Here is a 25,503-nt window from a genome sequence, read left to right on the forward strand (position 1 = left end):
CCGCCCGGTGCGCCGCCGCCCGGTGCGCCGCCCGGGATGGCAGGATGCGTTGCCATGGTGGTATCGCGGTTGCGGGGCCTGACCGCCCTCGCCCTTCTCAGCCCGTTCCTCGTCTCCTGCCAGCCGACCGGCGGCCACGTCGCCGCGGTCGCCACCGGCCACTTCACGGCCGGGCACAAGTTCCCCGTCGTCATGGTCACCTGGTGCGGCGAGGAGCCGCCCCGGCAGATCGACCTGCTCGGCGAGACCCAGCGAAGACACCTGGTGGCCACCCGCGAGTTCGAGGGCCGGTCCCTGGAGGTGGACCTGTCCGCCCCCGGTGAGGACTGGAGCATCATCGGCGGCGACGGCCGCCCCGTCTACCGGATGGGGCCGGACTCCCCGGAGGAGGAGTACGTGCTGGGGGTGGGCACCGCGGAGGCCGAGCCCGGCGAGGCGACCGAGCACGACATCGCGGTGCTGCGCTTCACCACTGGGGCCCTGGCCTCCGAGCAGGGCCTGTACGCGAGCGTGTCCGGCGAGGGGGAGGCGGAGTACGCCGACCCCGAGGAGTTCCCGCCCGCCTGCTAGGGCGTGTTCGGCGGATCGTTCCGGGTCGCGGCCGCGGGGCCGCCTCTCGCCGTGCCGCCCGCGCTCGGACGGCCGGCCCCGGGCCGGCCTGCGCCGGCCGTCCTGCGAGAGATCGCCGTGCGGCCGCTCCCGGCCTTCGGCGCGAGCGCCGGAACGCTCGAAGGCATCCGCCGAACACACCCCGGCCGCCGCCTCCGAGGGTCCGCACGGCCCGCGGTGTGCGGCGGGTCCGCGGCGCCCCCGCCGCCGGGGCCCTCCGGCGCCGGGACCCGGGGGTCAGCGCTCGCCGCCGGGCTTCCACAGGACCTCGTCGCCCTCCCGCGCCATGTACCGGCCCAGGATGAACAGCAGGTCCGAGAGGCGGTTGAGGTACTGCGCGGTGAGCGGGTTGACGGAGTCGCCGTGCTCCTCGACCGCCGCCCACACGCTGCGCTCGGCCCGCCGGGTCACCACCCGGGCGGTGTGCGTCAGCGCGACCGTGGGGGAGCCGCCGGGGAGGATGAAGCTGCGCAGGGTCGGCAGGTCGGCGTTGTAGGCGTCGCAGGCCTCCTCCAGCCGGGTGACGTACTCCGGCAGGACGCGCAGCGGCGGGTACTCGGGGTCCGGGACGATCGGGGTCGACAGGTCGGCCCCCAGGTCGAACAGTTCGTTCTGGACCCGGGAGAGCAGCGCCCGCACGTCGTCGGGGACCTCGCCCAGGGCGAGCAGGGTCCCGATGGCGGCGTTGGCCTCCTCGGTGTCCGCGTAGCCGACGATCCGGGTGTCGTTCTTGCGGGTCCGGCTCATGTCGCCGAGCGCGGTGGTGCCGGTGTCCCCGGTCCGCGTGTAGATCTTGGACAGCACGACCGGCTTGTCCGTGTCCCGTTGAGTCATGCCCCCACCCTAGAGGGGGGACCGCCCGCCGCCGCGGGGCGGAGGGGGCTAGTGTCGGGCGGCATGAGCGAGATGGAGAAGACGGTCGGGGACGCCTACGGGGCGGTCGCCCGGGAGTACGCGGTCCTCGCGGATCAGTGGGAGGAGGGCCGGCCGCTGGACCGGGCGCTGTTCCCGGTCTTCGCGGAGCTGGTCCGCGGCCGGGGCCCGGTGCTCGACGCCGGGTGCGGGCCCGGGCGCCTGACGGCGCGGCTGCGGGAGCTGGGGGTGGAGGCGTTCGGGGTGGACCTGTCGCGGGGGATGGTCGACCTGGCCCGCGAGACGTACCCGGGGCTGCGGTTCGAGGTGGGGGACCTGGCCGACCCGGTGGCGGAGGCCGGCTCCCTGGCCGGGGTCCTGGCCCACTACTCGGTGATCCACGACCCGCCCGGGCGGCTGCCCGTGACGCTGGCCGGGTTCCACCGGATGCTCCGGGAGGGCGGGTACCTGCTGCTGGCCTTCCAGGCACTCGACGGTCCCGGGGTGCTCTGCGAGCCCTTCGACCACCGGGTGGCGCCCGCCCACCGCTACTCGCCGGAGGGCGTCTCGGTGCTGGCGGGGGAGGCCGGGCTCGCGGAGGTGGCCCGCCTCGTCATCGCCGGGAGTGAGGACGAGCGCCGCGGATTCCCCCAGGCCCAACTGTTGTTCCGCAAACAGGAGTGACGGAGGATAACTGTTCGGCATCAGGGGGTGAGAAGTGATCTGGCTCACTGATACCTTATGGAGTGAGGGCGCTACTCATCGTAGTCCCGTGGCGGTGTTCACCGCGCCGACCCGAACGGAGTCATGAGGGGGGCCGCTCGGGCGGGCACGGAGGGGGAGACACCGCGAGGGGGCGGTGGGCGTGAAACCGGGGGGTTCACGCCCACCGCCCCCTCCCTGTTCCAGGGGCGTCCCGCGGTCACGGGCGCTCCCGCGGGGAGCCCGCCCGGCTCACAGGACCCAGTCGTGGCCCAGGCGCGGGAACTGCGCGGCCGCACGGGTGCTCAGCACGCCGTTGACCGGCAGAGTGCTCTCGGCGAGGAACTCCACGCCGTGCGCGCCCGCCGCGGCCAGGTCGGCCACCGAGTCCCAGTTGACGTTCTCCAGGGTGTCGTCGGCCGTGTGGTAGTACGGGTCGAACTGCTCGCCCGCGGTACCGCCGTACCACTCCACCTGCTCCTCGGTCTTGACCCCGTCCGCGCCGCTGAACAGGCCGCCCGAGGGGATGCCCGCCGCCATGAACGGGGCGTAGTCGCTGCGGCCGCTCAGCACGCCGGGCTCGCTGACCTGGCCCTGGGAGGCGAAGTAGTCCTCGAACACCTTCGCGATCGCACCCGAGCCCGAGGGCGCGCCCGTCGAGTCCGGCAGCTCCATCCGGCCGTCCAGGACGAACCGGGCGTAGTTGTGCGAGCCGATCATGTCGAAGTTCAGGTACAGGGCGATGTCGTCGACCTCGCCGTCGGTCAGGCTCCCCACGTACTCCGTGGAACCGACCAGGCCCTCCTCCTCGGTGCCCCAGAAGGCGAACCGGACCTTGTTCTTCGGCGCTTCCTGGGAGGCCAGCCGGATCGCCGTCTCCAGCACGAACGCCGTTCCCGAGGCGTTGTCGTTGATGGCCGGCCCGTCCTCGACGCCGTCCAGGTGCGCGCCGACGACCACGACGTTGTCCTCGCGTCCGCCCGGGGTCTCCGCCAGCACGCTGAAGGAGGACTCCTGCACCACGGTCGAGTCGACCTTGACCCGCAGCTCCAGGCCCTCGGCCTCCAGCAGCGCGGCGCCCGCGGCGCCGGAGACGCCCACGGCCGGGATCGCGGACGTCTCGCCGACGGTCCCGGAGAAGACCTCGTCGGCGTTGTTGACCACCAGCGCGGCCGCCGCGCCCGCCGCGGCGGCGTTGGCGACCTTGTCCGAGAACGGGCAGGATCCGCGCACCGTCACCGCGATCGCGCCCTCCGGGAAGCCGGCGAAGTCGTCCGCGGTGCAGCCGCTGTCCGCGCCGCCCGCGTCGACGGCGACCGCGGGGGCGGTCACGTCACCGGAGACCGAGTACGACATGGTCAGGAAGTCGGTGCCGCCCTCGTAGACGACCTCCTGCGGGGCGGTCTGTGCCAGCACGGGGTCGGACTGCTCGCGCCACAGCTCGTAGTCGTACTCGTGGCGGTAGGTCTCGTAGCCCGCCCTCTCGAGCTGGTCCTCGACGTAGAGGGCGGAGACGTCGTAGCCGGGGGAGTTCGTGGCCCGGTGGCCGCCGTTGTACTCGGCGATCGTGTCCAGGTTCTCCATGTGCGCCCTGATGGCGTCGGCGGTCACCAGCTCCGACAGGGGCGGCGCCGCGGGCTCCTGCGGCATGTTGGGGCGGGACGGCTTCTCGGGGCGGACCGGGCGGCGCAGCCACTCCGGCGGCTCGGCCTCCTCACCGCCGCGCGCCTGCGACTCGGGCTCCGCGTGCGCGGGGGAGGCCGCGACGACGCCCGCGGCCATGACGAGGGCGGTGAAACCGGCGACCGCGGCCCGTCGTCTGTGGGGTGTGCTCAACGATGTTCCTCCGGTGTACGGGGGAGTCCACCGCCGTGTCGGGGGATGGACACCCGGGGTGGGCGAGTCGTCGCTGCACACTGTCACTGTTCGCCCGCCCAGGGCAAGCGTCCCCCGGGAGGTTGCCACAATCAGCCACAGGACTTACGTTTCCGTGATCACTGTGGTTGGATTGTCTGCTTTGTGAGGCTCGAACGTCCAACCGGGCGCGGTCCCCGCGCCCGGCCTCACTCCTCGATCTCGTCCTGCCTCTTCTGGTGCTTGCGCTTGCGGTACTCGATGCCCACCCCGCCCATGACGGCCAGGCCGCGGATGTGCACGACCGGCGTTCCGGGGTCCAGCACGCTCGGGGTCCCCTCCTCCACGCCGAAACCGCCCATGATGGGCAGGCCGTGCACGCGGACCTGGATGTCGTCGGGCACGATGATGCCGATCCCGCCCATGACCGCGGTGGTCCAGATGGTGGTCTCCCGTGCCGTGAACCGGGCCTCGCGCAGGTCCAGCTCGATGCCGCCCATCAGCGCGAAGGAGAAGAAGTTCTCCGGGAGGACCCAGTTGCCGGAGCGGTCGGCGCCGCCCATGACGGCGATCGCGCTGTGGCTGGTCGGCGCCTGGTCGACGATCCGGTCCGCGCCGTAGACCGGCCGCGGGGAGCGGAAGCCGCCGGGAGCGGCGGGGGCGGCCGCCGGCCCGGGGACGGCGGGCAGGTCCTCGGTGAGGGGGACGAGCTCGCCGAGGGTCTTGGCGCGGTACACCGCGTCCAGGCGCTCGCTGTGCTCGTCGGGGTCCAGGCGGCCCTCGGCGAAGGCCTCCTGGAGTCGGTGCGCCACCGCGTCGCGGTCGGCGTCGGAGGCGCGCATCCGACCTGGGTCGGGGGGTGTGATCTCGCTCATCGTCTCCACCATATTCCGATTCTTCCGGCGCGACACCCTCCCGCACATCAGGGAGGAACCCCGAGCCGACCCCGGTTCCCGGGGCCTCAGGACCCGGGCAGCAGCCCCTGGCGGATCGCCCGGCTGACGGCCGCCGTACGGTCCCCTACTCCCAGTTTCTCGTACACGCGCATCAGGTGCGTCTTGACCGTGGTCGGGCTGATGTGCAGGGCGCGGCCGATCGCCGCGTTGGTCGCGCCCTCGGCGGCCAGGCGCAGCACCTCGACCTCGCGCGGGGACAGCGCCGGGCCGACGGGGGCGGAGCGGTTGCGCATCCCGGTGACGAGTTTGCCCGCCAGCCGCCCGGTCAGCACCGTCTCGCCGCGCGCGGCCGCGCGCACCGCCTCCGCCAGCTCCGCGCGCGGGGTGTCCTTGAGCAGGTAGCCGGTGGCCCCGGCCTCCACCGCGCGCAGGATGTCGGTGTCGGTGTCGTAGGTGGTCAGGACCAGGACGTGCGTCCCGGGGTGGTCCGCGGTGATGCGCTCCGTGGCCGCGACCCCGTCCCCGCCCGGCATGCGCAGGTCCATCAGGACCACGTCGGGGGACAGCTCGGCGACCCGGGCCAGGGCCTCCGGGCCGGAGGCGGCGTCGCCGACGATGTCGAGGTCGGCCTCGGCGGAGAGCATGCCCCGGATGCCCTCGCGGACCACCGGGTGGTCGTCGACCAGCAGGACGCGGATCACGGGGTCTCCTCCTCCGGTTCGGGCAGGGTCAGGCGGACGGTGGTGCCCCGGCCGGGCGCGCTGTCGACGTCCAGTGTGCCGCCGACCGCGCGCGCCCGGTGGAGCATGCCCGGCAGGCCGTTGCCAGCGGACGGGGAGGCGGGGTCGAAGCCGCGCCCGTCGTCGGTGACGGTGAGCCGGGTGCCCACGTCGGTGTGGGCCAGGGTGAGCGTCACCCGGTCGGCCGCCGCGTGCTTGCGGACGTTGGCCAGCGCCTCCTGGGCGGTGCGCAGCAGGCACACCTGGAGGTCGCCGGGCAGCTCCCGCGGGGTGCCCTCGACCACCACGGAGACGGGTACGCCCAGCTCGGTGCCCAGCCGCGCCCCGATGCGCTCCAGCGCCGCCTCCAGGGTGTCCTCGCCCAGGGGGACGGGGCGGCGGGCGGAGACCATGGCGCGCGCCTCGGCGAGGTTCTCCGCCGCGGTCTCCCGCATCAGCGCCAGGTGGCGGCGGGCCAGGGCGGGGTCGGTGTCCAGTTCCGACTCCACGGCCTGGGCGAGGGTGACGATGCTGGTGAACCCCTGGGCGAGGGTGTCGTGCACCTCCCGTGCCAGGCGCTCGCGCTCGGCCAGGGCCCCGGTCTCCTCCGACAGCCGGGCGGCCTCGGCCCTGCTCTCCCGCAGCTGGCGGATGAGCAGGGAGCGCTCGTAGCTCTCCTCGATCACCCTCTCGAACCAGCGGCCGAACCACAGGGCGAAGCCCAGGATGACCAGGTTGACACCGACGCCCACCAGGGCCGGGACCGGCTCCGTCCCGTCCAGGTGGAGGCGGACGCCGGTGGGGACGAACATGATGGCCCCGACCGCCGCCGTCCCGAACACCGATCCGCCCGACATGAAGCACACGGGGGCCACGGCGAACAGGCAGAAGGTCGCCGCCGGGGCCAGGGTCACCGCGACGGTCACCATGGCCGCCACCGCCGCCGTGAAGGCGAGGGCCGGGGCGGTGGCGTGCTGGTCGGCGTCGTACAGGCGCCGGCCCACGGCCAGGTACAGCACGGCGGTGGCCGCCAGCAGCGCGGCGGCGGTCCAGGTGGGCGGCCCGGGTTCGGAGACCACCGCCGTCGCCGCGGAGATCGCGAGCGCCACCGTCACGTACGCGTACCAGGCGCCGCTGAGCTCCCAGGCATGGCGCTCGGCGACCACGGGCTCCGCCGCCGCGTCCTGCTCCGGAGCACGAGCCGCCACGGCGTTCACCCGTCCTTCCGCGTCTTCCACCGGAACGTCAGCAGTACCAGCACCAAGCCCACCACACACCAGGCGCCCAGGGCCAGCGCCACCAGGTGCAGGTCCCACGCCCCGGAGGGTTCGAACACGGCCATCGCGTCCGGGTACAGGGCGGCCCGCATGCCCTGCGCCATCCACAGCAGCGGGAACAGCGAGGCGACCGCCAGCACGCCGTCGGGCAGCACCGTCACCGGCACGAACACCCCCGAGGTGAACTGCAGGGCCAGGAACGGCACCACCACGATGGTGGACGCCGCCTGGGCGGTGCGGGCCAGCGAGCTGACCGCGATGCCCAGCAGGGAGCAGGCGACCGTGCCCAGGACGAGCACCCAGGCCACGGTGAACCAGTCGGAGGCGTTGTCGGGCAGGGAGGCACCGAAGACCAGCGCGGCCACTCCGAGCAGCAGGACGGCCTGGCCCAGGGCGAGGAAGAACACCAGCAGGGTCTTGCCCAGGAAGTAGGCGGCGGGCGGCATCGGGGTGCCGCGCAGCCTCCGCAGCCCGCCCTGGTCGCGTTCGGTGGCGATCCCCGCGCCCAGGGTCTGGAAGCTGACCGACATCAGGCCCATGGCGAACAGGCCGGGCAGGTAGTAGTCGACGGCGGGCATGCCGAGGTCGAACAGCCCGTCGAAGATCAGCGCGAACATCGACAGGATCAGCGCGGGCAGGGCGAACGTGAAGATCACGCTCTCCCACTCCCGGCTGAAGGACCGGATCTCCAGCCACCCCCGGGACACCCCCACGCGGAGCGTGCCGGGCAGCCGGACGTCGTCCATGGTGGTGCCGTTCATGCCAGGGCCTCCGTCCGCTCGCCGCCGTCGCCGGCGTCCTCGGTCTCCACCGTGTCCTCGATCAGCCCCAGGTAGACCTCCTCCAGGGTGGGGCGGTGCACGCGCAGCCCGGGGATCTCCCCGGTGAAGCCCGCGGCCAGGTCGGCGACGACACGGGTGGGCTCGTCGGTGAGGACCTCGCGCCGCACCCCGTCCTGCGACCAGCTCACGGTGGCCTGCGCGGTGGCCCGCCCGCCCAGGGTGTCGGGGGAGCCCAGGGCGCGGACCCGCCCCCGGGCCATGACGCAGACCCGGTCGGCGAGGGCCTCGGCCTCCTCCAGGTAGTGCGTGGTGAGGAGGATGGTGGTGCCCTGCTCGGCCAGATTCCTGATCAGGGCCCAGAAGTCGCGTCGCGCCCGGGGGTCGAAACCGGTGGTGGGCTCGTCGAGGAAGAGGAGCTCGGGCCCGCCGATGATGCCCAGGGCCACGTCCAGGCGGCGCCGCTGGCCGCCGGACAGCGATTCGGGCAGCGCGCGGGCCTTCTCCGCCAGGCCGACCAGCTCCAGGGTCGCGTCGACGCCGTGCGGGGCTGGGTAGTGGCCGGCGAAGTGCCGCAGGACCTCGCGCACCGGGATCTTGGGCAGCAGGGTCTCCTGCTGCCACACGATGCCGATCCGCGCCCGCCAGGCCCTGCCCGCGCTCTGGGGGTCGGCGCCGAGCACCCGGACGGTGCCGCCGTCGCGGCGGCGGAAGCCCTCCAGGATCTCGACGGTGGTGGACTTGCCCGCGCCGTTGGGGCCCAGGACGGAGAAGACCTCGCCGCGGGGGACCGACAGGTCCACCCCCGCGACGGCGGTGTGGTCGCCGTACTTCTTGAGGAGGCCCGAGGCCTCGATCACCGTTGCGCTCATACCACCGAGCCTCGCGCGCGGCGGGCCCCGGCGGTATCGGGCGACCGGGCGGTCCGGTGTCCTCCGGTCGGAGGACACCCGTCAGAACAGGCGCAGGACGTCCGGCTCGATGCCGCGCAGCTCGTCGTAGTCCAGGACCACGCAGGCGATGCCGCGGTCCTCGGCCAGCACCCGCGCCTGCGGCTTGATCTCCTGGGCGGCGAAGACGCCCTTCACCGGGGCCAGCACGGGGTCGCGGTTGAGCAGCTCCAGGTAGCGGGTGAGCTGCTCGACGCCGTCGATGTCGCCGCGCCGCTTCAGCTCCACGGCCACCGTGTGGTTCTCCCCGTCCCGGCACAGGATGTCGACCGGGCCGATCGCGGTCGGGTACTCGCGGCGGATGAGGGTGTAGCCCTCGCCGAGGGTGGTGATGTGCTCGGCCAGCAGCTCCTGGAGGTGGGCCTCCACACCGTCCTTCTGGAGGCCGGGGTCCTTGCCGAGCTCGTGGGAGGAGTCGTGCAGGACCTCCTCCACGGTCAGGACCAGCTTCTCCCCGGACTTGCCGTGGGTGACGGTCCAGACGTCGGGGCCGTCCTCGACGGTCTCCTCGCGCAGCTTGCACGGGGGGTTCATCCAGTTGAGGGGCTTGAAGGCCCGGTCGTCGGCATGGATGGACACGCTCCCGTCGGCCTTGATGAGGACGAGCCGCGGGGCCATGGGCAGGTGGGCGGTGAGCCGGCCGACGTAGTCGACGCTGCACCGGGCGATGACGAGACGCACGAAACGTCACGTTACCGCCTCTGCGGCGTGCCCGGTGCGCGAACGCGGGAACGGGGGACGACCCGCCGGGACAGGTGGGGGCACCGTCCGGGCAAGGACTTTGTGGCCCTCACGCCCCGTGACCGCGGCGGGGTCGGGAGCCTAACCTCTCCAGAGAGCGCGCGGTGCGGGCCGGGGGACGGCCCGCCAGGACGGACCGCGCGGGGCCCCGGCCCGGCCGGGAGGGATGGGAAGGGTCGCCGCCGAGGAGAGGGCGGCGGCCCCGCCGGGCATTTCCCGACATCGCGCCACTCGTGTTACCCGTGAGTACGGACAGGGGGGTCCCGGGGGCCGCCGGGGTCCGCGAGCCGTCTAGGCTTGGCCTCATGGTGCAGGAATTCAAGAAGGTCGGTGTCGTCGGACTCGGCACGATGGGCGCGGGCATCGCCGAGGTGTTCGCCCGGGCCGGTTTCAACGTCATCGGGGTCGAGATCGACCAGGCCGCCCTCGACCGCGGCCGCGGCCACCTGGACAGGTCCCTCGGGCGCGCCGTCGCCAAGGGCAAGCTCACCGAGGAGGAGCGCTCCGCGATCGAGCAGCGGCTGACGTTCACCACGTCCCGCGAGGACCTGGCGGACGCGGACCTGGTCGTGGAGGCCGTCCCCGAGCGGATGGACCTCAAGCGCGACGTCTTCGGCGACCTGGACCGGATCTGCAGGAGCGAGACGATCCTGGCGACCAACACCTCCTCGCTGTCGGTCACGGAGATCGCGGCCCTGACCGGGCGCCCGGAGAAGGTCGTCGGGCTGCACTTCTTCAACCCGGCCCCCGTCATGAAGCTGGCCGAGGTCATCACCACGGTCGCCACCTCCGCCGAGACCGTCGACGTCGTCACCGAGGTCGCCAAGCGCATCGGCAAGACCCCCATCACGGTCGGGGACCGCGCCGGGTTCGTCGCCAACGCGCTGCTGGTGCCCTACATCAACGACGCGGTCCGCCTCTACGAGCGCAAGGTCGCCACCCGCGAGGAGATCGACGAGTCGGTCAAGAAGGCCGCCGGGCTGCCCATGGGCCCGCTGGCCCTGGCCGACCTGGTCGGCATCGACGTCTGCCTGGCCGTCATGGACGTGCTGTGGGACGAGTACCGCGACCCCCGCTACGCCGCCGCCCCGCTGCTGCGCCGCATGGTCGCCGCCGGCCACTACGGCCGCAAGGCCGGCCGGGGCTTCTACGCGGGCCGCGACGAGGCCCCCGAGCCGCTGCCCACCGGCCGCTACGCCGAGATGATCCGCGAGGAGGAGACCCTCGACCTGGGCGAGCTGCTCATCGCCCCGCAGATCGACGACGCCCTGCGGATGATCGGCGACGGCTACGCCACCGCCGAGGACGTCGACACCGCGATGCGCTTCGGCTGCGGCTACCCCAAGGGCCCGACCGAGCTGCTCGCCGAGCGCGGCGCCGAGGCCGTGGTCACCACCCTGGTCGCCATGGGCGAGTACGGGCTGACCACCATCGCCGTGCCCGCGCCGCTGCTCATGGACCAGCTGCCCGACACCCCGGAGGAGGAGGGCCACGGCGGCTGCGCCTGCCACGCCTGACACCCCCGAGGACCCCGGTGGCCGTCGCCGCAGCACCCCTGTGGCGGCGGCCACTGCCCTTCCTCTCCTACCCTGGATGCGTGAGCCCGCGTCGCAACTCCTCCCGCCGTCAGTCCTCGCGCGGCGGCCGCACCCCCGGCGGCCCCCCGGACGAGGACGCCCTCATGCTGCGGATCACCGGCGGCCAGCGCCGGGAGACCGGCCCCGACGGCGAGTGGGTGACGCGCCGCATCCCCGGGTCCGCCGCGGTGAAGGCCTACCGCTGCCCCGGCTGCGCCCAGGAGATCCCCGCCGGCATGCCGCACGTCGTCGCCTGGCGCCCCTACGGCGACGGCGAGGACCGGCGGCACTGGCACTCCTCCTGCTGGGAGCGGCGCTCCCAGCGGGCTCCCCGCGCCCCCCGCTACTGAGCCCCGCCCCGCCGAGAACCCGGACAGAGGAGCCATGGAGATCCGAGCCACCACGGTGCTGCCCGCCGTGCGCCGCCCCATCACCCTGCACACCGCCGACGGCCTGGAGCTGGTCGGCGAGCTGGCCCTGCCCGAGGGCGGCGACCCGGTCGCGACCCTGGTGTGCCTGCACCCGCTGCCCACCGCCGAGGGCATGATGGACAGCCACGTCCTGCGCAAGGCGTCGTTCCGGCTGCCCGCGCTGGCGAACGTCGCGGTGCTGCGCTTCAACACGCGCGGCACCACCTCCCGCCACGGCACCAGCCAGGGCGAGTTCGGGGAGGGCGAGACCGAGCGGCACGACGTGCTGGCCGCCATCGAGTTCACCGAGTTCGAGGGGCTGCCGAACCCGTGGCTGCTGGGCTGGTCGTTCGGCACCGAGCTGGCCCTGAAGTGGGGCGCCGACCCGCAGGTCGCGGGCGCGCTGCTGCTCTCCCCGCCGCTGCACCGGGCCACCGAGGCGGACCTGGAGAACTGGGCCGCCACCGGCAAGCCCGTGGTCGTCCTCGTCCCCGAGCACGACGACTACCTGCGCCCGGAGCAGGCGCAGGAGCGGTTCGGGCCGCTCACCCAGGCCGAGGTGATCGGCGTCGACGGAGCCAAGCACCTGTGGGTGGGCGAACCGTACGTGCGCCGGGTCCTGGACGAGATCGTCCTGCGGGTCAACCCCGCCGCGTACCCGCTGCCCACCGAATGGGACGGCCCCTACGAGAAGGACGTCCAGACACCGCGCTGAGCCCCGCGCGAACGAGGGCCCGCCTCCTGAAAGGAGGCGGGCCCTCGGCCTGTCATCCGCGGTCCCGGGACCGCGTGGCGACTACTCCTGCCACCAGTCCTCGTCGTCGGCGCCCTTGCCGGAACGGGCCGGCTGCTTGGGCTCCTCCGCGGCCGGGGCGGCCTCGGCGATGGCGGGCGCGGGGGCCGGAGCCGCGACGGGCGCGGGCGCCGGGGCCGCGGGGGCGACCGGAGCGGCACCGCCGCCGAGCAGCTGGCGCAGCTGCTGCAGGTGCGACTGGATGCTGTCGCGCTGGCGGTTGAGCTCGTCGACCTCCTTCTTGGCGGCCGTCGTGACGCGGTCGGCCTCGGCCTTGGCGTCGCTGACCATGTGCTCGGCCTTGGACTTGGCCTCCGCCTCGATCTGCGCGGCGTTCTTCTTGGCGTTGCCGACCAGCTGCTTGGCGTGGTTCTCCGCGTCGCGGCGGGTCTGCTCGGCCTGCTGGCTGGCCTGCTTGGCGTGGTGGTCGGCGCTGGCGGCGCGCTCCTCGGCCTCGGCGACCATCTTCTGGGTGGCGGCCTGCGCGGCGGCCAGGCGCTCGGCGTCCTGGCGCTCGGCCTCGGCGCGCCGGTCGGCCAGCTGCAGCTCGAACTGGTCCTCCAGCTCGGTGCGGCGGGCCTCGGACTCGGCGTAGGCGCGCTCGGCGTTCTTGCGCAGCTCCTCGGCCTGGCTCTTGGCGGCCTGGATCGTCTCGTCCCGCTCGCGCTTGGCGGCGGCGCGGGCCTGGGCGCACTCGCGCTCGGTGGTGGTGCGCAGCTTGGCGATCTCGCCCTCGAAGGTCGCCCGCTTCTCGGCGATCTCGTGGTCGACCGCGGCCCGCTTCTTCTGGACCTCGCGCTCGGTGGTGGAGGACAGCTCGTCGGCCCGGCGGCGGGCGCTGGTGGAGATCTCCTCGGCCTCGGCCTCGGCGCTCTGGCGCATCTCGTCGGCCTCGCGCTGGGCGAGGGTGCGCACCTCGGTGGCCTCGGACTCGGCGGCGGCCCGCATCTCGGCGGCCTCGATCTTGGCGGCCGAGCGGATGTCGTTGGCGTCGATCTGGGCGCTCTGGACCAGCTCCCCGGCCTGCTCCTCGGCCAGGCGCAGCAGCTGCTCGATCCGCGAGCCCAGGCCGGCGTAGGTGGGGCGCTCGCGCTCCTGGAGCTGGCGGTTCTTCGAGTTGAGCTCGGCCTTGAACTTCTCGACCTGCTTGTTGGCCGCCTTGACCTCGTTGCGCAGACCGTCCAGGTAGTCCGTCACCTGGGTACGGTCGTAGCCGCGCAACACCACGTCGAACTCGGGCGGGGTGTTGTCCTCGTCGAAGATGTTGTTGAGTTGGGTGTCGATGTTGTTTGACGGCATGTGGCGGAATCCTGAACGGGTGCGAGACGGCTATTTGTGAGCGGCCGGGGACCGCGTTGGCGGGCGGTGGTCGGGGCCCCGGGGACGGGCGTGCTCTCCGGTCCGATCCGCGGACGCGGGTGTGACCGACGCGGCGGGTCGCGACCGGTTCTCGACCATCGCCGACGCCGTCGGTGCGTTCCGTGCGTACCGGCCCGCCGCGGCGCGAGGGTTGCGGTGGCGCGCGGCCGACCCGGTCCACCGGACGCAGGACGTGGACCGGACGAGCCGGAGATTCACGTCCGGTGGCCAACCGACTTTATCAAGCGGGGAACCCCTGGGAAGAGGGTTTCGGGTAACTTCCGGTGGGGTTTGCGGTGGCTTCCGCGACCGACGCACAAGATGTGATGTGTCCGGAACGCCCCTGTGACGTCAGAGGCCCGAGAGGTCCCGGGAACGGCCGTGTCAGTGGGTGCTCTGGACCAGTTCCGTGAGCACGCCCCCGCAGTCCTTCGGGTGCAGGAACACGATCTGCGAACCGGCGGTGCCCCGCCGGGGCGCGGCGTCCAGGACCCGCACGCCCCTCCCGCCGACCTCCGCCGCGGAGGCGGCCACGTCCCCGGTCCCGAACGCGATGTGGTGCACGCCCTCCCCGTTGCGTTCGAGGAACTTCCCCACGGGGGAGTCGGGACGGGTCGGTTCCAGCAGTTGCAGATACGTGGCGCCGCCGTCGTCCGTGCCGTTGATCCGGAGCATCGCCTCACGCACCCCCTGCTCCTCGTTGACCTCCTCGTGCTCCACCTCGAAACCGTAGGTCGACCGGTAGAACTCGACCGCGGCGTCCAGGTCGCGGCAGGCGATGCCGACGTGGTCCAGACGGGTGAGACCGGAGAAGGGGACGGCGCGATCAGGGGCGTTGCTCATCGTGTGAACCTCTCGGCTGCGGCCAACGGCTGTGTGGGTATCGTTGCAGACCAGGTGCGTCACCGATCACTTGGAGGCCAGTTACCATGCCCGGTTCCGTCATCGTCGGTGGGGCTCGCACCCCCACCGGACGACTCCTCGGCTCCCTCGCCGGGTTCTCCGCCGTCGACCTGGGCGGCTTCGCGATCAAGGGCGCGCTCGACAGCGCCGGGATCAACGGCGACCAGGTCGAGTACGTGGTCATGGGCCAGGTGCTCCAGGCCGGCGCCGGCCAGATCCCCTCCCGCCAGGCGGCCGTCAAGGCCGGCATCCCCATGAACGTCCCCTCGCTCACCGTCAACAAGGTGTGCCTGTCGGGCCTGGACGCCATCGCCCTGGCCGACCAGCTCATCGCCGCGGGCGAGTTCGACGTCGTGGTCGCGGGCGGCATGGAGTCCATGACCAACGCCCCGCACCTGCTGCCCAAGTCCCGCCACGGGTACAAGTACGGCTCCATCGAGGTCCTGGACGCCACCGCGCACGACGGCCTCACCGACGCCTTCGAGGGCGACTCCATGGGCGCCTCCACCGAGCGGCACAACGGCAAGCTCGGCATCACCCGCGAGGAGCAGGACGAGTTCGCCGCCCGGTCGCACCAGCGCGCCGCCGCGGCCGCCGAGAAGGGCCTCTTCGACGCGGAGATCGTCCCGGTGGAGATCCCGCAGCGCAAGGGCGACCCGGTCGTCTTCTCCCACGACGAGGGCGTCCGCCCCGACACCACCGCCGAGAGCCTGGGCCGGCTGCGCCCGGCCTTCGACCGCGACGGCACCATCACCGCCGGGTCCTCCTCGCAGATCTCCGACGGCGCCGCCGCCGTCGTGGTGATGAGCCGGGCCAAGGCCGAGGAGCTGGGCCTGACGGTCCTCGCCGAGATCGGCGCGCACGGCAACGTCGCCGGTCCCGACAACTCCCTGCACTCCCAGCCCTCCAACGCGATCGCGCACGCGCTGCGCAAGGCGGGCCGGGAGGTCGCCGACCTCGACCTCATCGAGATCAACGAGGCCTTCGCCGCGGTCGGCATCCAGTCCATGAAGGACCTGGGCGTGTCCGCCGACATCGTCAACGTCAACGGCGGAGCCATCGCCCTGGGCCACCCGATCGGCGCCTCCGGCGCCCGGATCGCCCTGCACCTGGTCCACGAGCTGCGCCGCCGCGGCGGCGGGCTGGGCGCGGCCGCGCTGTGCGGCGGCGGCGGCCAGGGCGACGCGCTGCTGTTCTCGGTGCCCGCCGAGTAGGACGCGGTCCGCCGCCGGGACGGCGCCGCACGCCGGGAGAACCCCGTGCCGTGCGCGCGCGTCGGTCCCGGCCTGCGGGGGTTCCTCGCAGAAACTAGTCATTCCCCACCGTGTCCCCGGGGCCGACCGGGCCCCGCACGGAGTCACGACGCACCTGGAGCGGCGGGGCGGCGGTCACGAGCCGCCGCCCCGCCGCCGCGCGGACGGCTGCGTATGGAAGGAGCCGCATGGACACCCCCCGACTGGTCGAGAAGCTGCTGCGGGGCGACCGCCGGGCCCTGGCCCGCGCGATCACCCTGGTGGAGAACGGCTCCCCGGAGCTGCGCGAGATCATGGCGGGGCTGGCCCCGCACACCGGCCGCGCCCGGATCATCGGGTTCACCGGGTCGCCCGGCGTGGGCAAGTCCACGACCACCAACGCGGTGGTGCGCGCCGCCCGCGCCCGCGGCCTGAGCGTGGCCGTGCTGGCGGTGGACCCCTCGTCCCCGTTCACCGGCGGGGCCCTGCTAGGGGACCGGGTCCGCATGCAGGAGCACGCCACCGACCCGGGCGTGTACATCCGGTCCATGGCCAACCGGGGCCACCTGGGCGGCCTGTCCTGGGCCGCCCCGCACGCCCTGCGGGTGCTGGACGCCGCCGGGTTCGACGTGGTGCTGGTGGAGACCGTCGGCGTCGGCCAGGCCGAGGTGGAGATCGCCGGGCAGGCCGACACCACCGTGGTGCTGTGCGCCCCCGGCATGGGGGACTCCGTGCAGGCCGCCAAGGCGGGCGTGCTGGAGGTCGCCGACGTGTTCGCGGTCAACAAGGCCGACCGGGAGGGCGCCAAGTCCACCCTGCGCGAGCTGCGCCAGATGGTCGCGATGAAGGACCGCGCCGACGACGAGTGGAAGCCGCCGATCGTCATGATGGTCGCCGTGCACGACGAGGGCGTGGACGAGCTGTGGGAGCGCCTGGACGCGCACTTCGCGCACCTGGAGTCCGGCGGGGGGCTCGCCGAGCGCCGCCGCCGCCGGGCCCGCGAGGAGGTGCAGGCCATCGTGCTGGACCTGCTGCGCTCCCGGATCGGGGTGGGCGACGGCGGCGCCCTGGAGTCCGCGGCCCGCGACGTCGCCGAGGGGCGCCGCGACCCCTACGCCGCCGCCGACCTGGTCCTCAAGGAGCTGGACGCCTAGGCGAGTGTCCGCAGCAGGACGGCGGCGAAGCCCGCGGGGTCGTCGGCGAACCCGCCGTGGCCGCCGGGGAACATGACCGGGTCCTCGCCCAGGCGCTTCGCCAGCTCCCGGGAGGTCCGGTCGGTGAGCAGGGTCCCGGACTCGGCGCCGAGCCCGACCACGACCCGCACCGGGCCGGTGCGCAGGGCGTCGGTGTCGGGCACGTGGCGGGTGGTGCCCCGCAGTTCGTGGACGAAGAAGCGGCGGGCGTCCGCGACGTCCTGCTCGCCGGGCTCCCGCTCCGGGCCGCCCTGCCCCTCCCCGTCCTCCTCGGGCAGCGGGAACCCGGCGTTGGCCATGAACGCCGCGAACGCGGCCCCCATCCCGTCCCGGTGGTAGGTCCCGATGATCGCCTCGGTGGCCTCGCGCTGCGCGGCGGCGTCGGGCAGCAGCTCCAGGAGCGGCGGCTCGTGCGCCACGACGGTGCCGAACCGGCCCGGGTGGTGCTCGGCCGCGGCCAGCACGGTCACCGCCCCGCCGCTGGAGCCCAGGGCGTCGGCCTTCTCCGCGCCCAGCGCGTCCAGCAGGGCGACCAGGTCGTCGGCGCGCAGCCGGGGGGTGGAGTCCTGCCGGGGGTCGTCCAGGGGGCTGCGGCCGATGCCGCGCGGGTCGTGGGTCACCACGGTCCGCTCGGCGGCCAGGAGGTCGGCGACCGGGGCGAACTCGCGCGCCGACATGGGCGCCCCGCTCAGGACGAGCACGGGACCGCTGCCGCGGACCTCGTAGTACAGGGTGCCGTCGGCGGTCTTCACGGTGTGCTGCTCGGGCATCGCGGTTCCTCTCGTTCGGGTCTCACCGGTACCGACCCGGCGGCCCCGCGGAAATCATCGCCCGGGCCGGAACGTTCCCGGGGGCACCGCGCCCGGACGACGGGAACGGCGGCGCCCCCGGCACGGGGCGCCGCCGTCGGGCCCCCGCGGGGGCCGGTGGAGGGGACGTCGGATCAGCCCAGCGTCGCGTCGACCGCGTTCATGAGGCCGGCGTTGGCGTCGTCACCGTCGATGGACCAGATCATCACGCCGCCGAGGCCGCGGTCCACCGCCCACTGCGTCTTCTGGGCGATGGCGATCTCGTCGTCGTAGGTCCAGAACGTGCTCCCGTTGTACAGCCACGCGGTCCCGGAGGCGTCGTCCCGGTAGAGGTCGTACCCGGTCAGGTTCTTGATGACCTTCCAGTCGTCGATCCCCTGCTCGTAGGTGCCGGGGGCGGGCCCGGTGGCCGCCTGGAAGAGGCCGTCGCCGTTCGGGCCGGGGGAGACCCCGGTCCAGCCGCGGCTGTAGAAGGGCACGCCCAGGACCATGTCGCCCGGGGCCACGCCCAGCTCCAGGTAGCGGTCGATGGCCACCTCGCCCGCGAAGATCCGCGGGCCGGGGTCGCCGGGGGTGACCAGCAGGTTGGACTGGTGGTTGGTGCTGTTCTCCCAGGCGCCGTGGTAGTCGTAGCCCTGCACCGTGATGTAGTCGAAGTTCGGCATGAGGGCGTTCATCTCGAAGCCCAGGTCGATCTTGTCCGGGTCGGCGGGCAGGAACGCGGACAGCTCGAACTGCCGGCCGGTCTCGGTCTCCAGGGCGTCGAGCTGGTCGCGGAACTCCTGGACCAGGGCGGTGAAGTTCTCCCGGTCCTCGGGCCGGATCGTGTTGTGCTCGTGGCCCTCGGAGGCGGGCCACTCCCAGTCGAGGTCGATGCCGTCGAACACGCCGTAGGCGGAGCCGACGCCGCCGGCGCCGTCGAAGAGCGGCAGGTTGCCCCGCAGGTACTGGTCGATGCAGGACGACACCATGCGCTCGCGCGACTCGGGGGTCAGGGCCGCGTCGGAGAAGTGCTCCGACCAGGTCCAGCCGCCGAGGGAGATGTTGACCTTCAGGTGCGGGTACTTCGCCTTGAGCTCCAGCAGCTGGTTGAAGTTGCCGCGCAGGTCCTGGCTCCACACGTCGCCGACGCCGTCGACGCTCTGGTCGGCGGTGAAGGAGCGGCCGTAGTCGGCCCAGGCGTCGCCCTGGCCGAGCTGGTTGGCCATGAAGCACTCGCCGTTGGCGTTGATGTTGCCGAACGAGTAGTTGATGTGCGTCAGCTTCTCGGCGGTGCCCGAGGTGTCCAGGTTCCGCACCAGGTAGCCGCGGTCGTAGATGCCCCACTGGGTGAAGTAGGCGACCCGGCGGTTCTGCGGGGCCGGTACGGTGCCCTCCTCGTCGGTGGTGGCCGTCACCGCGGCGCTCTCGGGGCCGCGGTTGTTGGAGGTGTCGTAGGCCCGCACGGTGAAGTCGTACGCGGTCCGGGGCGTCAGCCCGGTCACGGTGGCGCTGGTCCCGGTGACGGCGCGGACGACCGCTCCGCCGGAGAGCACCTCGTAGCCGGCGACCTGCACGTTGTCGGTGGCGGCGGTCCAGCTCAGGTCCACCGTGTTGGGGCCGGTCCCGGTGACGGTGAGCCCGGTGGGGGCGGTGGGGGCCTCGGTGTCGGGCTCGCCGGGCTCACCGGAGCAGGGGGCGCCGTTGACGGTGCAGTTCAGGGGGGTGGTGTCGGCTCCGGCGGTGCTGGTGCCGTTGAACCCGATCGAGTAGGCGCCGCCCGCGGGGACGGGGCCGCCCCACGAGGGCGGGGTCAGGGTGTAGGAGTTCCCGGACCGGCTCATGGTGGCGTTCCACAGGCTGGTGACGGCCGTGCCCGAGGGCAGGTCGAACTCGATCGTCCAGTCGTTCAGCGCCGTGTTCCCGGCGTTGGCGACGGTGATCTGTCCGCCGTAGCCGGTGCCCCAGTTGCCGGTCTCGACGTAGGTGACGGTGACGTCGGAGGCGGCCGCCGCGGCCGGGGCGGGGGAGAGGGACAGGGGGATGAGGAGTACGGCTGCGACCAGTGCCGCGAGCCGGGATCGTCGTGCTCTCACTTCGGTGCTCCTGGTGCGTGAGCGGGAGGTGGGGGAGGTCGCCGTCCGGCGGCCCCGTCGCGGGGCGGGCCGGGGGACGACGGCGGGTGTGCGCCCGAGGAGTCGCGTGTCGTGGAGTCGGTGAGGGGGAGGGGGAGCGCGGGGCATGGCGGGCCTCCGGCGGGGGAGACGGGGGGTGGGGGTGTGCGAGAAGTGGAGAGGCCGGTGCGAACCGTCGCACATCGGTCCGCACCGGCCGTGGCGGCGGTGCTCCCCGGATCAGAGCACCGACGCCGCCTGGTTCCCGGTCGGCGGGGGAGGGGCCGAGGGCTCCGCCGACCGGGAGGTTCTAGGGGCGGCCCGCCCGCAGGGCCGCGTCGATGGAGGCCATGAGGCTGCCGCCGGCGTCGTCGCCGTCGATGGCCCAGACCATGACGCCGGAGTAGCCGCTGCCCAGGGCCCATTCGGTCTTCTGCGAGACCGCGGTCTCGTCGTCGTAGGTCCAGAAGGTCTCGCCGTCGTAGATCCAGGCGGTGCCCGCCTCGTCATTGCGGAAGAGCTCGAACTCGCCGGAGTCGACCTTCTCGCGGAGGAAGCGCCACTCCTCGGTGCCCGTGGAGTAGGTGCCCTGGGCCGGGCCGGAGGCGGGCTGGAAGAGGCCGTCGCCCTCGGGGCCGGGCTCGACCCCGGTCCAGCCCTGGCCGTAGAACGGGATGCCCAGGACGAGCTTGGCCGGGTCCACGCCGCGGGAGAGGTAGGCGTCGCGGATGAGCTCGGCGGAGATGACGGGCTCGGGGTCGCGGGCGTCGGTCACCAGGTTCGACTGGTGGTTGGTGACCGTCTCCCAGGTGCCGTGGTAGTCGTAGCCCTGCACCGTGATGAAGTCGAAGTTCGGCATGACCTCGTCCAGCTCGTAGCCGGCGTCCAGGCGCCAGCCCCCGGCGGGCATGAAGGCGGTCAGCTCGTAGTGGCGGTCGGTCTCGGCGCCGTACTCGTCCAGCTGGTCGCGGAACTCCTGGACCAGGGCGGTGAAGTTCTCCCGGTCCTCGGGGCGGACCACGTTGTGCGGGTTGCCGTCGGTGCCCGGCCACTCCCAGTCGAGGTCGATGCCGTCGAAGACGCCGTAGGCGGCGCCCTCACCGCCCGCGCCGTTGAGCTCGGGCAGGTCGCCGCGCAGGTACAGGTCGATGCAGGACTCGACGAAGCGCTCGCGCGACTCCTCGGTCAGGGCCGCGTCGGAGAAGTACCGGGACCATTCCCAGCCGCCCAGCGAGATGTTGACGGTGAGGTCGGGGTAGAGCTCCTTGAGCTCGCGCAGCTGGTTGAAGTTGCCGCGCAGCGCCTGGTCCGGGTCGTCGGCCACGCCGTCGACGCTCTCGCCGGCCGGGACCGTGCGCCCGTAGTCGGCCAGGGCGTCGCCCTGGCCCTCCTCGTCGCTCATGAAGCACTCGCCGTCGGCGTTGACGTTGCCGAACGCGTACTGGATGTGCGTGAGCTTGTCGGCGCTGCCCGTTTCGACCAGGTCGGCCACGTGGTAGTCGCGCTTCTCGGCGCTCCACTGGGTGTAGTACGCGACGCTGGTGAAGTCGTGCCCGGGGCCGGTGGCGCCGCCGTCGCAGGGCGCCCCGTTGACGGTGCAGGCGAGCGGGTCGGTGGCGCCGTCCCGGTGCAGGCCGTTGAACCCGAAGGTGTAGGTGCCCCCGGCGGGGACGGTGGCGCCCCAGCGCGGCGGGGTGATCGTGTACCCGGACGGGTCGCCCGCCAGGGTGGCGTTCCACAGCTCGTGGATCCGGCTGCCCTCGGGCAGGGCGAACTCGATCTCCCAGTCGCTCACCGGGGCTCCGGAGGCGTTGTGGACGACGATCTCGCCGGTGTACCCGGTGTTCCACCGGGCGGACTCCACGTAGGTGACGGTCAGGCCCGAGGCGGGCGCCTCCTCGGCGGCGGCCGGGAGCGCGGCGGCCATGAGCGGCGCCGCCAGCACGGTCGCGGCGCAGACCGCCGTGATCCGGTTCCTGAAGGGTCGTGCTCTCACGTCGTGGATCTCCTGCTGTCGGGGGGTTGCAGGGCCCGGGGGCCTGACCAGGGAAGATAAATTTTTAGGAAACTTAACTAATAATTACGGGGGCCGTCAACGGTCCGCGTGGAAGTTTCCGGCGCCCGGTGACTCTCCGGGGTCGGTCCGGTGCGGGTTTTCCGAGATGGCGGGCCGTACCAGTGGCGGCCGGGGCCGGTTGTCCCCTTGTGGCCACGCGGAGGTATTGACCCGTACGGGCTGTGATGCTAGGCGCACAAACGGTGGGGCGCGGGGCTCCGGCCGGGCCCATAGAGTGGCGGCGTGGGAAACCCTTTGAACCTTCCGTTCGACCCGATCGAACGCGCGCACGACAACTGGACGCGGAGATGGGGGCCCTCGCCCGCCATGGCCGCCGTCACCTCGGTCATGCGCGCGCAGCAGATCCTCATCGGTGAGCTGGACGGCGCCCTCAAGCCGTTCGGCCTCACCTTCGCCCGCTACGAGGCGCTGGTCCTGCTCACCTTCAGCACCTCCGGCTCGCTGCCGCTGGGCAAGATCGGCGAGCGCCTCATGGTCCACCCGACCAGCGTCACCAACACCATCGACCGGCTGGAGGGGCAGGGCTTCGTGCTGCGCCGGCCCAACCCCAGCGACGGCCGCGGCGTGCTGGCCGAGATCACCGACGCCGGCCGCGAGGTCACCGAGCGGGCCACCCGGGTCCTGCTCGACCTGGACTTCGGCCTGGGCTGCTACTCCGACGAGGAGCTGTGGGACATGCACCGCATGTTCACCCGGCTGCGCGTCGACTTCGGGGACTTCCCCGAGCCGGCCGCCGAGCCGGTGGCCGGGGCCGCGGACGGGCGCTGAGCACGGGCCGGGATCCGCGCGGGGCCGCGGGTCCCCCTCCTGTACATATTTAGTTGGACGTCCTACTATCCAGGTATGGCGAACACCACGAACGGCACCACCGACGGCGGCGGCGCCGCGGACATCGAGGCCGGACGCGAGCGCTGGCAGCGCCGCTACGACGCCGCGCGCAAGCGCGACGCCGACTTCACCTCCCTGTCCGGACGCACGCTGCAGCCCGTGTACGGGCCGCCCCCCGGCGCGGAGGTCCCCGGGTTCGAGCGCATCGGCTGGCCCGGCGAGTTCCCCTTCACCCGCGGGCTGTACCCCACCGGCTACCGCGGCCGGGCCTGGACCATCCGCCAGTTCGCCGGGTTCGGCAACGCGCGCCAGACCAACGAGCGCTACAAGATGATCCTCGCCTCCGGCGGCGGCGGCCTCTCGGTCGCCTTCGACATGCCCACCCTCATGGGCCACGACTCCGACTCCCCGCACGCGCTGGGCGAGGTCGGCCACTGCGGTGTGGCCGTCGACTCGGTGGCCGACATGGACCTGCTCTTCGACGGCATCCCGCTGGGCGAGACCACCACGTCCATGACCATCAGCGGTCCGGCGGTCCCCGCGTTCTGCATGTACCTGGTGGCCGCCGAGCGCCAGGGCGTGGACATCGGCACCCTCAACGGCACGCTCCAGACCGACATCTTCAAGGAGTACATCGCCCAGAAGGAGTGGCTGTACCCGCCCGAGCCGCAGCTGCGCCTGATCGGCGACCTCATGGAGTACTGCGCCGAGAACATCCCCGCCTACAAGCCGCTGTCGGTGTCGGGCTACCACATCCGCGAGGCCGGGGCCACGGCCGCCCAGGAGCTGGCCTACACCCTCGCCGACGGGTTCGGCTACGTGGAGCTGGGGCTGTCCCGGGGCCTGGACATCGACTCGTTCGCGCCCGGCCTGTCGTTCTTCTTCGACGCCCACATCGACTTCTTCGAGGAGATCGCCAAGTTCCGCGCCGCCCGCCGGATCTGGGCCCGCTGGATGCGCGACGTGTACGGCGCCAAGAGCGAGAAGTCCCAGTGGCTGCGGTTCCACACCCAGACCGCCGGGGTCTCCCTCACCGCCCAGCAGCCCTACAACAACGTGGTGCGCACCGCGGTCGAGGCGCTCGCCGCCGTCCTGGGCGGCACCAACTCGCTGCACACCAACGCCCTGGACGAGACCCTGGCCCTGCCCACCGAGCAGGCCGCCGAGATCGCCCTGCGCACGCAGGCGGTGCTCATGGAGGAGACCGGGGTGGTCAACGTCGCCGACCCGCTGGGCGGCTCCTGGTACCTGGAGGCGCTCACCGACGAGATCGAGGCCGAGGCCGAGCAGATCTTCGCGCACATCCGGCGGATGGGCGGCGGGGAGGGCGCCGAACACACCATCGGCCCGATGACCTCGGGCATCCTGGCCGGGATCGAGAACGGCTACTTCTCCTCCGAGATCGCCGAGTCCGCCTTCCAGTACCAGCAGGCGCTGGAGAAGGGGGAGAAGCGCATCGTCGGCGTCAACTCCCACACCCCCACGGTCTCCGGGGAGCTGGACATCCTGCGCATCGGCCACGAGGTGGAGCACGAGCAGCGCCGGGTGCTCGCCGAGCGGCGCGCGGCCCGCGACGGCGCCGCGGTGGACCGGGCGCTGGCCGCCCTGCTCGAGGGCGTGAGGTCGGAGGCCAACGTGGTGCCGCTGATCATGGACGCCGCCCGCGCCGAGGCCACGCTCGGCGAGATCTGCGCGACCATGGGCGAGGAGTTCGGGACCTACACCGAGGCCCCCCGCTTCTGACGCGGCACGGGACGGGGCGCGGGCCGGTTCTCGGTCCGCGTCCTTTCCGCGCATACGGCAGGATGGACACATGCAGCCTTCGGACTTTTCCCCGAACAGTGCCGTCGACCTCGGTGCGCGCAAGGCGGCCATGGAACGCGAGGCCAAGCAGCGCGCCGCGGAGTCGGCGGGTCGATCCAATCCCTATGCCGTGAACGTGGACGAGGCCAACTTCCAGGCCCAGGTCCTGGAGCGGTCCATGGCCGCCCCGGTGGTCCTGGCGGTCCTGGCCGGATGGTCCGAGCAGTCCAAGCAGGTCGAGGACACCCTGGACAAGCTCTCCGCGGCCTCCGGCGGCAACTGGTTCCTCGCCAAGGTCGACGGCGAGGCCAGCCCTCAGCTCGTGCAGGCGCTGCGGGTGCCGACCGCCCCGATGATCATCGTCGTCGTGCAGGGCCAGCTCCTGCCCGGCCCGGCGGGCCCGGTCCCCGAGGACCAGCTCACCGCCTGGCTGACCGAGGCCTTCGCCGCGCTCAAGGAGCAGGGCGCACTGCCGCCCGGGCACCCCGGCACCCTGTTCGGCGAGGGCGGCCCGGAGCAGGCCGAGGCCGGCGTCCCGGAGGCGGACCTGCGCCCCGTCGACGCCGAGGCGCAGCAGGCCCTGGACCGGGAGGACTTCGAGGCGGCCGAGGCGGTCTACGTCAAGGCGGTCGAGGCCGACCCCAAGGACACCGAGTCCAAGAGCAAGCTCGCCCAGGTCCGGCTGGTCCGGCGGCTGCGCGCGGTGGACATGAACGCCGTGCGCAAGGCCGCCGCCGACGACCCGCAGGACGTGCAGGCCCAGCTGGCCGTCGCCGACCTGGACATGTACGGCGGCAAGTTCGAGGACGCCTTCGACCGGCTCATCGCGACGGTCAAGCGGACCTCGGACGAGGACCGCGACGCCGTCCGGGCCCGCCTGCTGGAGCTGTTCGACCTGCTGCCCCCGGGCGACAAGGCGGTGGCCTCCGCGCGGCGGCGGCTCACCTCCGCCCTGTTCTAGGGCGTGTCCGGCCCGTCCCGCACCGCCGCGCGAGGGGGCGGCGGTGCGGGACGCAGGACCGGAATCGGCCGTGGTGGAGATACCAC

At 73.1% G+C, this 25,503-nt stretch carries 23 protein-coding genes; 10 read left to right on the forward strand and 13 right to left on the reverse strand.

Going from position 1 to position 25,503, the window contains the following annotated elements; genetic code table 11:
* The first annotated feature begins 54 nt into the window (after positions 1-54).
* On the forward strand, positions 55-570 hold the full coding sequence (locus ABZ249_RS23445) for a hypothetical protein (RefSeq protein ID WP_355266541.1): 516 nt from the start codon (positions 55-57) through the stop codon (positions 568-570).
* Positions 571-846: 276 nt separating this feature from the next.
* Here ABZ249_RS23445 and ABZ249_RS23450 read toward each other — a convergent pair whose 3' ends face one another.
* Positions 847-1,443, reverse strand: coding sequence for a cob(I)yrinic acid a,c-diamide adenosyltransferase (locus tag ABZ249_RS23450; RefSeq protein ID WP_220562980.1), 597 nt, complete (start codon positions 1,441-1,443; stop codon positions 847-849).
* Positions 1,444-1,506: 63 nt separating this feature from the next.
* Here ABZ249_RS23450 and ABZ249_RS23455 point away from each other — a divergent pair, with 63 nt between their 5' ends.
* Positions 1,507-2,145: a class I SAM-dependent methyltransferase gene (locus ABZ249_RS23455; RefSeq protein WP_355266544.1), complete on the forward strand. Its 639-nt coding sequence runs from the start codon at positions 1,507-1,509 to the stop codon at positions 2,143-2,145.
* A 270-nt stretch (positions 2,146-2,415) separates the two neighbouring features.
* On the opposite strand, the gene ABZ249_RS23460 is transcribed toward ABZ249_RS23455, so the two are convergent.
* The 7 genes from ABZ249_RS23460 to nucS form a co-directional block, all read right to left on the reverse strand.
* Positions 2,416-3,945 (reverse strand): M28 family peptidase, encoded by a 1,530-nt coding sequence (locus ABZ249_RS23460; protein WP_355266647.1) that lies wholly within the window; start codon positions 3,943-3,945, stop codon positions 2,416-2,418.
* A gap of 281 nt (positions 3,946-4,226) precedes the next feature.
* Positions 4,227-4,904 carry a DUF1707 domain-containing protein gene (locus ABZ249_RS23465; RefSeq protein WP_355266547.1) on the reverse strand — a complete coding sequence of 226 codons (678 nt, stop codon included), beginning with the start codon at positions 4,902-4,904 and terminating at the stop codon, positions 4,227-4,229.
* A 74-nt stretch (positions 4,905-4,978) separates the two neighbouring features.
* A complete protein-coding gene (locus ABZ249_RS23470; protein ID WP_355266550.1) occupies positions 4,979-5,614 on the reverse strand; it encodes a response regulator transcription factor in 636 nt (211 codons plus the stop codon).
* The gene (locus ABZ249_RS23475) at positions 5,611-6,840 is read right to left on the reverse strand and encodes a sensor histidine kinase (RefSeq protein WP_355266553.1); all 1,230 of its coding nucleotides are present in this window, start codon (positions 6,838-6,840) and stop codon (positions 5,611-5,613) included. Before ABZ249_RS23475 ends, ABZ249_RS23470 begins: the two co-directional genes overlap by 4 nt.
* A 5-nt stretch (positions 6,841-6,845) precedes the next feature.
* A complete protein-coding gene (locus ABZ249_RS23480) occupies positions 6,846-7,670 on the reverse strand; it encodes an ABC transporter permease (RefSeq protein ID WP_355266556.1) in 825 nt (274 codons plus the stop codon).
* Complete coding sequence (locus tag ABZ249_RS23485) at positions 7,667-8,560, reverse strand: ABC transporter ATP-binding protein (protein WP_355266559.1); 894 nt, start codon at positions 8,558-8,560, stop codon at positions 7,667-7,669. The genes ABZ249_RS23480 and ABZ249_RS23485 overlap by 4 nt, the downstream gene beginning before the upstream one ends.
* 81 nt (positions 8,561-8,641) lie before the next feature.
* Positions 8,642-9,319: an endonuclease NucS gene (gene nucS / locus ABZ249_RS23490; RefSeq protein WP_220562973.1), complete on the reverse strand. Its 678-nt coding sequence runs from the start codon at positions 9,317-9,319 to the stop codon at positions 8,642-8,644.
* Between the two features lie 365 nt (positions 9,320-9,684).
* Between nucS and ABZ249_RS23495 the strand changes: the two genes are divergently transcribed.
* The 3 genes from ABZ249_RS23495 (at position 9,685) to ABZ249_RS23505 (ending at position 12,081) form a co-directional block, all read left to right on the forward strand.
* Complete coding sequence (locus ABZ249_RS23495) at positions 9,685-10,896, forward strand: 3-hydroxybutyryl-CoA dehydrogenase (RefSeq protein WP_355266563.1); 1,212 nt, start codon at positions 9,685-9,687, stop codon at positions 10,894-10,896.
* Positions 10,897-10,976: 80 nt separating this feature from the next.
* Entirely contained in the window at positions 10,977-11,306 is a 330-nt protein-coding gene (locus tag ABZ249_RS23500; RefSeq protein ID WP_355266566.1) for an ATP/GTP-binding protein, read from the forward strand.
* A gap of 34 nt (positions 11,307-11,340) precedes the next feature.
* On the forward strand, positions 11,341-12,081 hold the full coding sequence (locus tag ABZ249_RS23505; RefSeq protein WP_355266569.1) for an alpha/beta hydrolase: 741 nt from the start codon (positions 11,341-11,343) through the stop codon (positions 12,079-12,081).
* 81 nt (positions 12,082-12,162) lie between these two features.
* On the opposite strand, the gene ABZ249_RS23510 is transcribed toward ABZ249_RS23505, so the two are convergent.
* Both ABZ249_RS23510 and mce read right to left on the reverse strand, forming a co-directional pair.
* Positions 12,163-13,458 (reverse strand): DivIVA domain-containing protein, encoded by a 1,296-nt coding sequence (locus tag ABZ249_RS23510; RefSeq protein WP_220562969.1) that lies wholly within the window; start codon positions 13,456-13,458, stop codon positions 12,163-12,165.
* Positions 13,459-13,902: 444 nt separating this feature from the next.
* Positions 13,903-14,361, reverse strand: coding sequence for a methylmalonyl-CoA epimerase (gene mce / locus ABZ249_RS23515; protein ID WP_355266572.1), 459 nt, complete (start codon positions 14,359-14,361; stop codon positions 13,903-13,905).
* 86 nt (positions 14,362-14,447) lie between these two features.
* Here mce and ABZ249_RS23520 point away from each other — a divergent pair, with 86 nt between their 5' ends.
* Both ABZ249_RS23520 and meaB read left to right on the forward strand, forming a co-directional pair.
* Entirely contained in the window at positions 14,448-15,635 is a 1,188-nt protein-coding gene (locus ABZ249_RS23520; protein ID WP_220562966.1) for an acetyl-CoA C-acetyltransferase, read from the forward strand.
* 227 nt (positions 15,636-15,862) lie between these two features.
* Positions 15,863-16,807 (forward strand): methylmalonyl Co-A mutase-associated GTPase MeaB, encoded by a 945-nt coding sequence (gene meaB, locus ABZ249_RS23525; RefSeq protein WP_220562965.1) that lies wholly within the window; start codon positions 15,863-15,865, stop codon positions 16,805-16,807.
* Here the strand turns inward: meaB and ABZ249_RS23530 are convergent.
* The 3 genes from ABZ249_RS23530 to ABZ249_RS23540 all read right to left on the reverse strand — a co-directional run bounded on the left by ABZ249_RS23530 (position 16,804) and on the right by ABZ249_RS23540 (position 21,744).
* A complete protein-coding gene (locus ABZ249_RS23530; protein WP_355266576.1) occupies positions 16,804-17,616 on the reverse strand; it encodes an alpha/beta hydrolase in 813 nt (270 codons plus the stop codon). The genes meaB and ABZ249_RS23530 overlap by 4 nt on opposite strands.
* Before the next feature lie 173 nt (positions 17,617-17,789).
* Positions 17,790-19,730, reverse strand: a complete 1,941-nt coding sequence (locus ABZ249_RS23535) for a glycoside hydrolase family 18 chitinase (RefSeq protein ID WP_355266579.1) — start codon at positions 19,728-19,730, stop codon at positions 17,790-17,792.
* 328 nt (positions 19,731-20,058) lie between these two features.
* Entirely contained in the window at positions 20,059-21,744 is a 1,686-nt protein-coding gene (locus ABZ249_RS23540; protein WP_355266582.1) for a glycosyl hydrolase family 18 protein, read from the reverse strand.
* Between the two features lie 315 nt (positions 21,745-22,059).
* Here ABZ249_RS23540 and ABZ249_RS23545 point away from each other — a divergent pair, with 315 nt between their 5' ends.
* The 3 genes from ABZ249_RS23545 to ABZ249_RS23555 all read left to right on the forward strand — a co-directional run bounded on the left by ABZ249_RS23545 (position 22,060) and on the right by ABZ249_RS23555 (position 25,417).
* The gene (locus ABZ249_RS23545; RefSeq protein WP_220565320.1) at positions 22,060-22,593 is read left to right on the forward strand and encodes a MarR family transcriptional regulator; all 534 of its coding nucleotides are present in this window, start codon (positions 22,060-22,062) and stop codon (positions 22,591-22,593) included.
* Positions 22,594-22,668: 75 nt separating this feature from the next.
* Positions 22,669-24,396, forward strand: a complete 1,728-nt coding sequence (locus tag ABZ249_RS23550; protein ID WP_355266585.1) for a methylmalonyl-CoA mutase family protein — start codon at positions 22,669-22,671, stop codon at positions 24,394-24,396.
* A gap of 70 nt (positions 24,397-24,466) precedes the next feature.
* The gene (locus tag ABZ249_RS23555; protein ID WP_355266588.1) at positions 24,467-25,417 is read left to right on the forward strand and encodes a tetratricopeptide repeat protein; all 951 of its coding nucleotides are present in this window, start codon (positions 24,467-24,469) and stop codon (positions 25,415-25,417) included.
* Positions 25,418-25,503: the final 86 nt, after the last annotated feature.

The organism is Nocardiopsis sp. NPDC006139 (assembly GCF_040614155.1).
Classification (GTDB): Bacteria; Actinomycetota; Actinomycetes; order Streptosporangiales; family Streptosporangiaceae; genus Nocardiopsis; species Nocardiopsis changdeensis.

What these genes read in the sequence shown, in the direction of transcription:
- ABZ249_RS23445 (WP_355266541.1), top strand. Translation starts at nt 55, where the DNA reads ATGGTGGTATCGCGGTTGCGGGGCCTGACCGCCCTCGCCCTTCTCAGC.
- ABZ249_RS23450 (WP_220562980.1), bottom strand. Translation starts at nt 1,443, where the DNA reads ATGACTCAACGGGACACGGACAAGCCGGTCGTGCTGTCCAAGATCTAC.
- ABZ249_RS23455 (WP_355266544.1), top strand. Translation starts at nt 1,507, where the DNA reads ATGAGCGAGATGGAGAAGACGGTCGGGGACGCCTACGGGGCGGTCGCC.
- ABZ249_RS23460 (WP_355266647.1), bottom strand. Translation starts at nt 3,945, where the DNA reads ATGGCCGCGGGCGTCGTCGCGGCCTCCCCCGCGCACGCGGAGCCCGAG.
- ABZ249_RS23465 (WP_355266547.1), bottom strand. Translation starts at nt 4,904, where the DNA reads ATGGTGGAGACGATGAGCGAGATCACACCCCCCGACCCAGGTCGGATG.
- ABZ249_RS23480 (WP_355266556.1), bottom strand. Translation starts at nt 7,670, where the DNA reads ATGAACGGCACCACCATGGACGACGTCCGGCTGCCCGGCACGCTCCGC.
- ABZ249_RS23485 (WP_355266559.1), bottom strand. Translation starts at nt 8,560, where the DNA reads ATGAGCGCAACGGTGATCGAGGCCTCGGGCCTCCTCAAGAAGTACGGC.
- ABZ249_RS23495 (WP_355266563.1), top strand. Translation starts at nt 9,685, where the DNA reads ATGGTGCAGGAATTCAAGAAGGTCGGTGTCGTCGGACTCGGCACGATG.
- ABZ249_RS23505 (WP_355266569.1), top strand. Translation starts at nt 11,341, where the DNA reads ATGGAGATCCGAGCCACCACGGTGCTGCCCGCCGTGCGCCGCCCCATC.
- ABZ249_RS23510 (WP_220562969.1), bottom strand. Translation starts at nt 13,458, where the DNA reads ATGCCGTCAAACAACATCGACACCCAACTCAACAACATCTTCGACGAG.
- mce (WP_355266572.1), bottom strand. Translation starts at nt 14,361, where the DNA reads ATGAGCAACGCCCCTGATCGCGCCGTCCCCTTCTCCGGTCTCACCCGT.
- ABZ249_RS23520 (WP_220562966.1), top strand. Translation starts at nt 14,448, where the DNA reads ATGCCCGGTTCCGTCATCGTCGGTGGGGCTCGCACCCCCACCGGACGA.
- meaB (WP_220562965.1), top strand. Translation starts at nt 15,863, where the DNA reads ATGGACACCCCCCGACTGGTCGAGAAGCTGCTGCGGGGCGACCGCCGG.
- ABZ249_RS23530 (WP_355266576.1), bottom strand. Translation starts at nt 17,616, where the DNA reads ATGCCCGAGCAGCACACCGTGAAGACCGCCGACGGCACCCTGTACTAC.
- ABZ249_RS23550 (WP_355266585.1), top strand. Translation starts at nt 22,669, where the DNA reads ATGGCGAACACCACGAACGGCACCACCGACGGCGGCGGCGCCGCGGAC.
- ABZ249_RS23555 (WP_355266588.1), top strand. Translation starts at nt 24,467, where the DNA reads ATGCAGCCTTCGGACTTTTCCCCGAACAGTGCCGTCGACCTCGGTGCG.